We start from the raw sequence: 12,774 nt of genomic DNA on the forward strand, positions 1-12,774 counted from the left end.
TTTTGATGACGTTGACCCACCAGAGACATTTTTTCTCAAAAAATCCAAAATCAGACATTTTATGTACGTGAAATCGCCTTTAATATGTTAAACAACATACAATTATTTGACATTTCGTTGATAAAATTAATCTATTATAAAAATCTGTGATTAATCTAACAGTGATATGCAATGGTAACGTTTACACTAATGCTGAATCATTTGGTGAAGGTGAAGGAACTTGATCATGCATACAGAAGGCGTTGGATTGAGCACATTAGACTACGGGATATTTATCCTGTATGTGCTTATTATCATATCAGTCGGTTTATGGGTTTCTCGTAATAAAAAAGGCGAGAAAAAAGGCACGAAAGACTATTTCTTAGCAGGAAAAACATTACCGTGGTGGGCAATTGGCTCTTCATTAATAGCTGCAAACATCTCTGCCGAGCAGTTTATCGGTATGTCAGGTTCAGGGTTTTCTATCGGATTAGCGATTGCCTCTTATGAGTGGATGGCTGCGTTAACACTAATTATCGTTGCTAAATATTTCATGCCTATTTTTATCGATAAGGGTATTTTTACTATCCCTGAATTCGTTGAAAAACGGTTTAATCGTACGTTAAAAACGATTTTAGCAGTATTTTGGCTAGCTTTATTTGTCTTTGTTAACTTAACATCTGTTCTTTATTTAGGTGCGTTGGCTCTACAGACTATCCTTGGCATTCCAATGTCTTATGCAATATTGGGTTTGGCGCTGTTTGCTATTGCCTACTCTCTTTATGGTGGTCTATCGGCAGTGGCGTGGACCGATGTTGTTCAAGTCTTCTTCCTTATTTTGGGTGGCTTACTGACGGCTATCATGGCGGTGAGTTACATCGGTGGTGATGCAGGGATCATGGCAGGTATGAGCCGTATGGTTAGTGAAGCTCCCCAGCATTTTGAAATGATTTTAAGCCAAGATAACCCTCAGTTTAGCAATTTACCGGGTATTGCGGTGTTGATTGGTGGTTTGTGGATCGCTAACTTGTATTATTGGGGTTTCAACCAATATATTATCCAACGCGCTTTAGCGGCTAAATCTATCAATGAAGCACAAAAAGGACTGGTTTTTGCTGCCTTCTTGAAATTAATTGTTCCTATCCTTGTTGTTGTTCCAGGGATTGCAGCGTATGTGATTGTCACTGATCCACAATTACTTGCGGGACTTGGTACAATGGCCCAAGAGCATATTCCAACGCTCGCACAGGCCGATAAAGCCTATCCATGGTTAACGCAATTCTTACCTGTCGGAGCGAAAGGGGTTGTATTTGCGGCATTGGCTGCTGCAATTGTTTCATCATTAGCGTCAATGTTGAACTCGGTCGCAACCATTTTCACGATGGATATCTATAAAGAGTATATTGCGCCTTCGACCAGCGATCATAAATTAGTTAATGTAGGTCGAGTCAGTGCGGTCGTGGCATTAATTATTGCCTGCTTTATTGCTCCATTACTGGGGAATATTGGCCAAGCTTTCCAATATATTCAGGAATATACAGGTTTAGTTAGCCCAGGTATTTTAGCCGTCTTCTTGTTAGGGTTGTTCTGGAAAAAAACGAATGCAAAAGGGGCAATTATTGGTGTGCTTCTTTCTATTCCGTTTGCATTATTCTTGAAGTTAATGCCTTTAGGTATGCCATTCCTTGACCAGATGATGTATACCTTCTTCTTTACTGCGGTAGTGATTGGGCTGATCAGCTTAACAACATCAAAAGAAGATGATAGCCGAGGTGCAATTATCCTGACATCAGAAACTTTTAAAACATCAACAGGCTTCAACGTTGCTTCTTATGCAATCATGATTATCTTGTGTGTACTGTATGCGCTGTTTTGGTAAGACATGGGCTTGATCAATAACGGGGACAGATGTCCCCGTTTTAGATCGAATAAATAAAGTTTTAGGTGTTGATTTATTATTTTATTGGGAAAGTAAAAGAATAATACACTAATAATTTGTCAATCATTGGAGGGTATTTCTGAATATTTTGTTTTAAGATGTCATGAGTAAACGCGTTATATTGGCCAGTTTAATGAACATGTTATTACTCAGGGTAACAAGGAATGTATATGCGCCATTTATTAAAAATTGCAGTTTTGCTGACTACAACTCTACATTCGATATCAGTCAGTGCAAATGAATATGCCCAAGATGATGAAAGTTACCTTCAATTTCTGAATGAAGAGGTGTCATATTATTGTTATTCCGAGCTAGAAAATCTTATTCTTAGTTCAAATTATCCACCCGCCGTAAAATATAAAAAGTCTTCCGATAGAGTCTCTATGGATGCCAGTTATCAAGACGAAAATATATTAGAAATAGGCATAATCGATAGTTGTAGCGATTATCTTCCGGGAGAGCAATTACAAAGGCCAATAGGTACTTTAAGTTATTTACTGAGATCAAATACGTTATGGACGACAGATAGCGATGGTCGGAAATTAAAGCAATTGGCGTTTGATAAAAAGTTAGGGGAGCAATATCAAAACTGCATTAAAAGAGAGCAGTTTTGCTCTCAACGGCGCGAGCAGATCGGTTCTGAATTTTTTTCACCTAAATCAGATATATGGGTGGTCGTTGGCGAAAAAAAAGCATATTTCCACTCCGCTCCAACACCAGAATGCAAGAGTAATATTAATTTTGTAATACCTAATGATAAGGTGAAGGTTTTTAATCAACTAGCTAACTCTATGATTGATGATGAGGAAAATGAATATGTCTTTGTAAGTTATGGTAGAGCGAGAGGTTGGTTAAATGTGGAATCCGTATCCAAGCCTGAGGATATCTATTATAAGCTTGAGGAGCCATCAAAAGGGAATTATAGAGTTAAAGAAAAACGCCTCTACTTTTATGAAGACCCAGCCTTAGCTTGCGAAAAAACTGGACAGCCTTATGTCATTGAAGGGGATTCAGTATGGCTATTTAGTGCGCAAGAGTTTCCCGGTTTTGCTTACGCAAGTTACACTAACCCTAATACTGGAACGTTCACAACAGGGTGGCTACGGATTAATGGGCTAGAGAAAGAATAGAGTCAGCCTATAGAAATTGAAATAATAAATGAATAGAGCCGTGGTAAATAGCGTTATATCTATTTAGCCACGGGTTAATATCTTAATGGGTATTTACTTTTTATCAGTATAAATCTGGCAGGGATAAGTATTGGTAGAAAGAGTATTCACAACTTTTGTGAGTTTGACTTGTGCTAAATAATAATTCGCTTTCTCTTTATCCATAACAACGTCATATCCGTGATCATACATATAGGCTATATTTTCAAAGGCGGTGTTTTCGAGAGTATTTTACCGATGAAATAACGTATGGCTCCCCTTTGACTGTTGGATGAGCTTTATGCCGATGTAGTGAGTCACTTGAAAACGGTATTCGAAAATTTGCAGTGCCAGAGATGACGAGTAGAAACCGCAAAGCAGATACAAATAACGACCATGGAAAGACTTTTAAGAGTATTGTCTGTAAGAGGAAAAATTGACATTCTACCATGGTCGTTTAATTTCAATCGGTTTAGCGTTGAATTAACTTAACTTCCTGTAAACCAAATAAAGCCACCCATTGTTATAACTGATAAAATGGTACTCCAAAATAGTGTTGATGCCATTTCTTGTTCCCCTGTTTTATATTCCACCGCAAAAATAACCGCTATTGATGCTGTGGGGATAGCCAGTGTTACAGACACTAAGCCTCGCTCGACATGAGGTATATGTAACGCCATCATAATTACCAGTATAATTAAAGGTAATAGAATATTTTTACTCAGAACGTTTATGATAACAGATAGAGAAAAACTCACTTTTTGTGCATAGAGAACAGCGCCTACAGCAAATAATGCCACTCCACCAGTTGCTTGACCTAATAAAATAAATGAACCTTTTAAAAACTTAGGCATATCCAATCCAATCAGTAATAAAATAAAAGCTAGGATAGGTGCCCATACGACAGGTTGCATTAACGCATTTTTTATACTGTTAGCAACAATTGAAAATACACTTTTCTTATTTGTTGATGTGTTGTCAGAATCGCCACCAACTAAAAAGACTAATGCTAATGGAACCTGAATTAAATTCATTAATAAGCTACCGACGGCAATTGCAATATCAGCATCTGTAGTAAACAGAACGCCTAATACAGGGGTTCCAACAAAAGGTACAGCAGGACCGGCAATAGCAATGGAACGTAATGCGGCTAAACGAGCGCTAGATTTGAAGATGAAGCGGGAAATAAGGAAAACAGCAAGAAACCCCACCACCATGCCCACGAATATCCACAAGAAAACATCAACGTTATTGATTACTTCTGTTAATGGAGTACTTAATATTCCTGCAAATAGCAATAATGGTAAGGCATACAACATAACCATTTTATTTAATATAGTGGCTTGATCCTTATTGAAGTCATGTCGATACCCTGCAAAATATCCGAGTAAAAGAGTAACCACAATAGGCAGTAACGCTGTAATAATAGTATCTAACATTAGATAACCTCTTTTATACGCAAAAAAGGCGCAATAACACGCATTGCGCCTCAAGTTTATTTAATTACAACAAAGGAGGTGTCGTAGGAATAATAGGAACTTCAATCACGGTAGGAACTGAACGTGAAAATGCCACCTTACATATTTGGCTTATCTCATCTATTGTTTCAGCACGTACGCCAACACAACCATAACCTTTAGCTAAAGAAGTGATATCTATATCAGGCAAGTCAAGGCCCGGAACGCCTGGGGAATCTTCTAATTCAGCAAAGGATTTCAAGATCGCATATTCATAGTTTCGTGGTACAACAAACAATATAGGTAGCTTAAGTTGAGCAGCTGTCCATAGGCCTTGAATTGAATATTGCAAAGAACCATCACCGATAATGGCTAGAACAGGACGATTTCTACCGCTATCTCTTTCTGCTAATGCGATACCAATACTTGCGGGTAAATTCCAGCCAAGGCTTCCACTTGCAAAAGTGTAGAAAGAGTCTGGCTTATCAATAGGCCATGCGGTATGCAATTCACCAAGATTAGAGGGTGATTCTTCGATTAACACAGTATTTTCGGGAGTAAACTCACGTAACCCTTGAAATAATTCTAATGCAGAAAGCTGTTGACCTTTATGTGGTAATGGCGGTGCTGCTGGGTGAGGTGACATTCTGTGATGTTGTTGCGGAACTTTAGGTGGTGTTATTGAGCGTTTTGGCACTAGATTGAGTAATGCTTCTAATGCTAACACCGGGCTAGATAACAAACTATCACCAACAGGAGCTCTTCCAGATTCATTAGGGTCATCAGTAATATGCAGTAATTTTAACCCCTCGGGAATATATTCGCCTTCCACATAAGGATAATAGCGAAATATCGGTGCGCCAATAACAATAGCGACATCATAGCCTTTCAATTTTTCTGATAACGGTTGAATAGCAAAAGGCAATCCGCCAGCATAAAGAGGATGGTTTTCAGGGAATGAGGGCACCTCTGACGCGGGGGCACTGAATACATGGCAATTCAATTTTTCTGCTAATTGGATCCCAATATCCCAGCCTTTCCCTCGAGCAATACCAGAACCATATATAAGTGCTGGATTTTTAGCCGTTGATAGCTTATCGGCAAATTGAGAAATCCGGATAGGGTCTGGCGCAAATTGTGATGCAACAGTGCGTACTACAGCATCACCTAATGCAGGTTTATCCCAATCATCTAGCGGAATGGATAGAAAGACAGGACCAGCAGGTGGTTGTAATGCCATTGCATAAGCGCGCATAAATGCAGCGGGTACATCTTCTGCTCTGACAGGTTCATAGCTCCATTTTATCCAAGGTTTAGGCAGTTCTGTTGGTGAAACGTTGGTTAACCAAGGTTCCATTAACAACATTTCACGAGTTTGGTTACCCGCAGTAATAATTAATGGTGTTTTATTCTGTGCCGCAGTCATAATATTACTCATTGAGTTACTTAGGCCTGCGGAGGTATGGACGTTGACGATAGCTGGTTTTCGAGTCGCCTGAGCATAGCCGTCGGCAGCACCAACCGCTGATGATTCGTGTAATGTTTGAATGTAACGAAAATCTTTAGGGAAATTTTTTAAAAAAGTCTCCTCTGTTGAGCCTGGGTTACCAAATAAAGTCGTTAGTTCAAGCTGACGTAATAAATCAAAGGTGACGTCACGGATAGTTTTTGTCTTCATATCGTACTAATTCCTTAAATTAATAAAAGTTAATATTGGTCATGCAGGTTCTAGCTAAATGAAAAACACCAATGGTATTTTGAAGAGTGTTAACTATCTAATTTCGTTTAGTTGCTTGATTATTTATCATAACACCAGTTATTTAAGATGTAATGAAGTTATAATATTTTAATATTAACTCTATTGATATTTATAAACATTAACGCAATCATTAATAGATTTGTTTTAGATTTAATAACTATTTACTTTTGATTATTATTTATTGAGTGGTTTTGTTTGATAAGGTGTAAGGATTAATTCAAAAAAACATAATATTGCGTTTATTTTGTCTATTTATGATTGCTTTTCTTATAGGCTAAGTTTATTTTTTTTATATCTTATAAGGTATTTTATCAGTTGGTTTTTTATTTAAGTAAACATTGTCCATAAAATCAATCAATTGAATTTTAAGGTTTATTTCTATTATCTGTTCTGATTTTTTATTTGGATGAGTTTGTTAATAAAATCAATCATATTCGTTTAATTGTGCTATTTATGAATTTTAACTGTTTTTATCGGTGCTGCATCACTGATTGCTGTATATTGGGAATAATTAATTCTTTTTCCATCTAATGCATTAAGATAACGTAAATTAACATTAACTTTTAACAGATGAACCGATAATTGCTTTTGATGGATTAAAATAAAAATGGAGGTCGGCTTCGCTGATTTTGAGAAGTAATATTGGACTCACTGTTAAATGTGTACATATTGAATCAAAGGTAATTCATATGATAAAACCAGTATCAACTACAAAATTATCACAAGTATCTGCATAGGCAGTTGCAGAAGCTACGAGTATTAAAGTAACCATAGGAAATCGGTGTATAATATCCTTTTAGGTTTATTCAATAGAATTAAAACTAAAATCTATCGCTATTAAAGGGATATTTCATTTAAGAAAATTGGGGATGAGTCGATTATGGGGACAGGGGTCCCCATATTTGGTCATAATGATTAAATAACAAACAAGTCCATAAACGCATTGACCGGCATCGCTTCAAGCAATGGCTTATCAAGTGATGCAGCAAGAATTCGTCTTTGTTGCGTTTCAGGGAACTGACGCGCTAGATTGGTCCTGTATTTCTTTAATAGTAGAGGGATCCCTTCTTTACGGCGACGTTTGTGGCCAACTGGGTATTCGATTAATACTTCATCAAGGCATTGACCATCTTTAAGCTTAATCGTTAACCCATTGGCGATAGAGCGCTTCTCTGGATCATGGTAATCCTGTGTGAAGCTAGGCTCTTCACGGCAAACTATTTTGCTACGTAAGTTATCAATACGTGGGTCATTAGCAATATTATCTTCATAGTCAGCAGCGGTTAAACGCCCAAAAATCAGTGGGATCGCAACCATATATTGAATACAGTGGTCTCGGTCAGCTGGGTTATTAAGTGGCCCTTGTTTATCAATAATCCGTACACAAGCTTCATGGGTGCGTATCGATACGCTCTCAATATCATCAGCACTTTTACCAAGTGATTTTAATTGCTCATGCAGTTGTAATGCAGCTTCCACCGCAGTTTGTGCATGGAATTCAGCAGGGAACGAAATTTTAAACAGCACATTCTCCATAACATAAGAGCCATAGGGGCGTTGGAAACGGAAAGCTTGCCCATTAAACAGCGCATCATAGAAGCCCCATGTTTTTGCGGTTAGTGCGCTGGGATAGCCCATTTCACCTTTTTGTGCCATAAGAGCTAGCCGAACTGCTCGAGAGGTTGCATCCCCCGCAGCCCATGATTTACGCGAACCTGTATTTGGTGCATGTCGATAAGTACGTAAACTGTGGCCGTCAATCCAAGCGAGGGATAACGCATTTAATATCTCTTCGCGATTGAGTCCTAACATCTGTGCTACGACGGCGGTAGAGGCTACTTTGACTAAAATAACATGGTCAAGCCCTACCTTATTAAAGGCATTTTCTAAGGCGATACATCCTTGAATTTCATGTGCTTTGATCATAGCGGTGAGCACATGCCGAATTGTTAAAGGTGGTTTACCTTTTGCGAGCGCTTCTCGCGATAACCAATCCGCGACCGCGAGAATACCGCCTAAGTTATCAGAGGGATGGCCCCACTCAGCGGCAAGCCAAGTATCATTAAAATCTAACCAGCGGATCATGGTGCCAATATTGAAAGCGGCCTGTACAGGGTCGAGTTGAAATTGCGTGCCAGGTACTTTTGCGCCATTAGGCACGACCGTACCTGGAACGATAGGACCGAGCAATTTTTTACATGCAGGATACTCGAGCGACTCCATACCGCAACCAAGCGTGTCTAGAAAGCAATAATAGGCGGTGTCATAAGCTAAGTCAGAGACGATGGGATATTCGGTGACATAATCGACGATATCACTGATCACTTTATCGAATTCTTGCTGATTTAAGGTAGCTGTTGTCATTGATATGATCCTTATTAACGCTGTTCCATGCGAGTAAATAGTTTGTTTTCTGGGCCAATATAGTTAGCAGAAGGGCGAATAATTTTATTATCTTGGCGCTGCTCGATGATGTGTGCAGACCAACCTGCGGTTCGTGCCATAACAAACAGTGGGGTAAACATGGCGGTCGGAATTCCCATCAAATGATAAGTGACTGCGGAGAACCAATCTAAATTCGGGAACATATTTTTTTCACGCTTCATCACCGACTCTAAATGGTGTGCGATATCATAAAGTTGACGGTTTAAACTTTGCTCAGACAGTTGCAGTGCTACCGATTTAATAATGGGGTGACGGGGATCTGCAAGGGTATAAACGGGATGACCGAAGCCGATGATCACCTCTGATTTAGCGAGACGCGCCATAATATCGCGTTCCGCTTCCTCAATAGAGGCATAGCGTTGTTGTATCTCTAAAGAAACCTCATTTGCTCCACCATGCTTAGGCCCACGTAATGCTGCGATTGCTCCTGTTATTGCAGAGTAAAAATCGGTGCCTGTTCCGGCAATGACACGAGCAGCAAAAGTGGAGGCATTAAATTCATGTTCAGCATAGAGAATAGAGGCTATGTGCATGAAACGTTCCCACTGCGCTGGTGGCTTCTTACCGTGTAAAAGATGCAGAAAATGTGCGCCAATCGACTCATCATCGGTTTCTGTTTCAATTCGGCGTCCATGATGGCTAAAGTGATACCAATACAGCAGCATGGAGCCGAGAGAGGCAAGTAACCTGTCAGCAATCTCTTTGGCTCCGGCTAATGTGTGCGCCTCTTTTTCAGGTAAAACACAACCCATGACAGAAACGCCTGTACGCATCACATCCATGGGATGGGCATTTGCAGGGATTGATTCTAAGGTTTGTTTTACACTGGCGGGTAAGCCCCTTAATGCCTTTAATTTTTCTTTATAAGCCGTTAACTCAGAGCCCGTGGGGAGCTTTTCATGAATGAGGAGGTAAGCGACCTCTTCAAATTCACACTGAGTAGCGAGATCGTGTATATCATAGCCTCGGTAGTGCAAATCATTGCCATTTTTACCGACAGTACAAAGTGCGGTATTCCCGGCCGCGATACCTGAAAGTGCAACGGATTTTTTGGGTTTAAATTGCGATGTGTTAGAAGTGTTCAGTTGTTCAGTCATCGGATCATCCTTTGTAGGGTTTACACAACGTGTTTTATTGAATTAATTATTTCTGTTGTGAAAATAAGGCATCTAATTTTTGTTCATAATCGTAATAGTTAATACTTTGGTACAACTCGTCACGGGTCTGCATGATTGGCACAACACTTTTTTGCGTACCCTCTTGACGTAAAGTGGTATAAACCTGTTCTGCGGCTTTATTCATCGCACGGAAAGCAGAAAGGGGATACAGCGCAATCGCAATGCCAACACTGCGTAACTCATCAAGGGTAAAGAGTGGGGTTTTCCCAAACTCAGTCAGATTGGCAAGGACAGGTACTTGAGTATGATTGACGAATTGTTGATACATGCTTAATTCGGTTATTGCCTCAGGGAAGAGCATATCAGCCCCCGCTTCGATATAGGCATGCGCTCTTTCTAGAGCGGCCTCTAACCCTTCAACGGCGAGAGCATCAGTCCGAGCCATGATCACAAAATTATCATCAACACGTGCATCGACCGCAGCTTTAATGCGGTCAACCATCTCTTGTGTAGAGACTATTTCTTTGTTTGGTCGGTGACCACAACGTTTTGCTCCGACCTGATCTTCTAAATGTAGGCCGGCTGCACCTGCTTTATAGATAGATTTCATTGTCCTAGCGACATTAAATGCGGAGGGGCCAAAACCAATATCGGCATCTACCATTAAAGGGAGATCACACACATCGGTGATGCGCCGAATATCAATTAAAACATCGTCTAAAGTGGAAATTCCTAAATCGGGTAAGCCTAAAGAGCCAGCCGCTACGCCACCACCAGAAAGATAAATGGCTTTGTAACCTGCACGCTGGGCAAGTAAGGCATGATTGGCATTGATCGTGCCAACTAGCTGTAGAGGTGTTTCACTATCCAATGCATTACGAAACGCTTGTCCGGCTGAAATAGATGACATAGAAAGCCTCATGTTATCAAAGTGCTAATAAAGTGTAGCTGAGTTTGTTTTAATTATGCGTAGCAAGTGCCGTGCCATAATCGCCGAATAATGGGATAATTATTTTATTTATTGAAAATCAATTAGATGTGAATAGTGTTGTTTTTGTGAGCTAACTTGGAGTTTTGTATAAAGCCATTGTGTTGTTTCAATGAAACAGTGCTAATGTCTATTGAAACATTATATGAAACGTAATTGGGTTTCAGGATCAAACTTATGCAAAAACCAATTATTTGGACAGTTTCTGTCTCTCGATTATTTACACTATTTCGTGATATCAGCCCAGAATTTAGCGCTCAAGCGGAGATAACACCACTCAATATGGGGTTTGAGCAGGCGGCAGAAGAGGTGCGTGAACGGCTCAAAACCGGGCATTGTGATGCAATAATTAGTGCTGGTTCAAATGGCGCTTACTTAAAAAGTCACGTATCGGTTCCGGTGATCATCGTTAAAGTCAGTGGATTCGATGTGATGCAAGCGCTCGCGAAAGCACGTGAGATCAGTCATAAAGTTGGCATTATTAATTATCAAAAAATTATCCCTTCATTAGATGAGTTTCAAAGAAACTTTGGTTTGCGCATTGAACAACGTAGCTATATCACCGCAGAGGATGCAAGGGCGCAATTAAAGTCATTAAAAGCCATGGGGATCAATGTGGTTGTTGGTGCAGGGCTGATTATGGATCTTGCCCAAGAGTTGGGAATGACGGGGATCTTTATTTATTCAACCGAAACAATACGCCAAGCTTTTTACGATGCTATTGAATTAAGTCGCATTTCTTACGATCAAAAAACCACACCAATCGGTTATCAGCCAGAAAACACAACCAAAGTACGACATACAATCAATGACTTAATTGGTGCTTCCCCTTTAATGGAACGAGTACGCCAAGAGATTATGCTTTACGCGCGCTCTGAGGCAACAGTGTTAATTCAAGGGGAAAGTGGCACAGGAAAGGAAATGGTGGCGCAAGCTATCCATCATGAATATCGATTATTTAATCAGCATAAAAGAAAGGCACCTATGCCATTTGTTGCTGTCAACTGTGGTGCTATCCCTGAAAATTTATTAGAAGCAGAGCTATTTGGCTATGAAGAAGGAGCATTTACTGGCTCTCGGCGCGGAGGGCGAGCAGGTTTATTTGAAATGGCAAATGGCGGCACCTTATTTTTAGATGAAATAGGGGAAATGCCATTAGCGTTGCAAACTCGGTTGTTAAGGGTATTGGAAGAAATGACGGTGGTACGTATTGGCGGATATCGCCCATTACAGGTGAACGTCCGTGTTATTTGTGCGACCCACTGTGACCTTGATAATTGGGTAAAAGAAGGGCGTTTTAGAGCCGATTTATTTTATCGACTGGGTGTTTTGCGCATGAAAGTACCTTCATTACATGAACGCGGAGAGGATATCTATATGCTAGCAGAGCGGCTACTAAAACTGGCATTTGCTGGCTTACAACAATCACTGCCCGCATTTAGAGTTCAGCAACTATTTAGTTGCCGTGATTTTTTTAAGCACTATTTATGGCCGGGTAACGTGCGTGAATTACGCAACTTAATGGAACGAGTGGCGTTATATTGCAGCGCATATCCAGATAAAGCGATTACGCAAACGATGTTGGTAAGTTTATCGCCTGAACGTGAAACGGTGACGGCGGATTTTACACAAGCTAAGCAAGTCGGTGCCTCACTTTCTGAGGTGATGGATTATTTTAAAGGGGATAGACAAGCCGTTGCACGTTATTTAGGAATAAGCCGCACAACATTATGGCGGAGATTAAAACAGGAAAACGAACAAAATTAATTCAAACGACGTTAATTGCCGATAAATACGATTTTCAATTATAAAAATGAATAAAAAAGATAATTAATCCTAGTAAGTATCTTTAATGATCAAATGGCGCAGCACAATATTGTAATAAAATATTTTTTAATAGATAACCAATAAAATTTATCAATATGATTGTGGTTAAAATTC

8 protein-coding genes are annotated in these 12,774 nt (G+C 39.8%); 3 read left to right on the forward strand and 5 right to left on the reverse strand.

Features of this window, described 5'->3' with window-relative positions; translation table 11 throughout:
- The first annotated feature begins 226 nt into the window (after nt 1–226).
- Together PR699_RS14365 and PR699_RS14370 are read left to right on the forward strand one after the other, a co-directional pair.
- Nucleotides 227–1,858, forward strand: a complete 1,632-nt coding sequence (locus PR699_RS14365) for a sodium/sugar symporter (protein ID WP_014656376.1) — start codon at nt 227–229, stop codon at nt 1,856–1,858.
- Between the two features lie 230 nt (nt 1,859–2,088).
- Nucleotides 2,089–3,048: a hypothetical protein gene (locus PR699_RS14370; protein ID WP_014656375.1), complete on the forward strand. Its 960-nt coding sequence runs from the start codon at nt 2,089–2,091 to the stop codon at nt 3,046–3,048.
- Nucleotides 3,049–3,554: 506 nt separating this feature from the next.
- On the opposite strand, the gene PR699_RS14375 is transcribed toward PR699_RS14370, so the two are convergent.
- From PR699_RS14375 to prpB, 5 genes are all read right to left on the reverse strand, one after another.
- Nucleotides 3,555–4,505, reverse strand: coding sequence for an AEC family transporter (locus tag PR699_RS14375; protein WP_014656374.1), 951 nt, complete (start codon nt 4,503–4,505; stop codon nt 3,555–3,557).
- Nucleotides 4,506–4,569: 64 nt separating this feature from the next.
- Nucleotides 4,570–6,201 (reverse strand): benzoylformate decarboxylase, encoded by a 1,632-nt coding sequence (gene mdlC, locus PR699_RS14380; protein ID WP_014656373.1) that lies wholly within the window; start codon nt 6,199–6,201, stop codon nt 4,570–4,572.
- Between the two features lie 996 nt (nt 6,202–7,197).
- Nucleotides 7,198–8,646 (reverse strand): bifunctional 2-methylcitrate dehydratase/aconitate hydratase, encoded by a 1,449-nt coding sequence (locus tag PR699_RS14385; RefSeq protein WP_272577856.1) that lies wholly within the window; start codon nt 8,644–8,646, stop codon nt 7,198–7,200.
- Between the two features lie 14 nt (nt 8,647–8,660).
- Complete coding sequence (gene prpC / locus PR699_RS14390; RefSeq protein ID WP_014656372.1) at nt 8,661–9,824, reverse strand: 2-methylcitrate synthase; 1,164 nt, start codon at nt 9,822–9,824, stop codon at nt 8,661–8,663.
- A gap of 46 nt (nt 9,825–9,870) precedes the next feature.
- Nucleotides 9,871–10,755, reverse strand: coding sequence for a methylisocitrate lyase (prpB, locus tag PR699_RS14395; RefSeq protein WP_014656371.1), 885 nt, complete (start codon nt 10,753–10,755; stop codon nt 9,871–9,873).
- A gap of 255 nt (nt 10,756–11,010) precedes the next feature.
- Here prpB and prpR point away from each other — a divergent pair, with 255 nt between their 5' ends.
- Nucleotides 11,011–12,600 (forward strand): propionate catabolism operon regulatory protein PrpR, encoded by a 1,590-nt coding sequence (gene prpR, locus PR699_RS14400; protein WP_004921616.1) that lies wholly within the window; start codon nt 11,011–11,013, stop codon nt 12,598–12,600.
- Nucleotides 12,601–12,774: the final 174 nt, after the last annotated feature.

It is taken from the genome of Providencia sp. PROV268 (genome assembly GCF_028477805.1).
GTDB lineage: Bacteria > Pseudomonadota > Gammaproteobacteria > Enterobacterales > Enterobacteriaceae > Providencia > Providencia stuartii.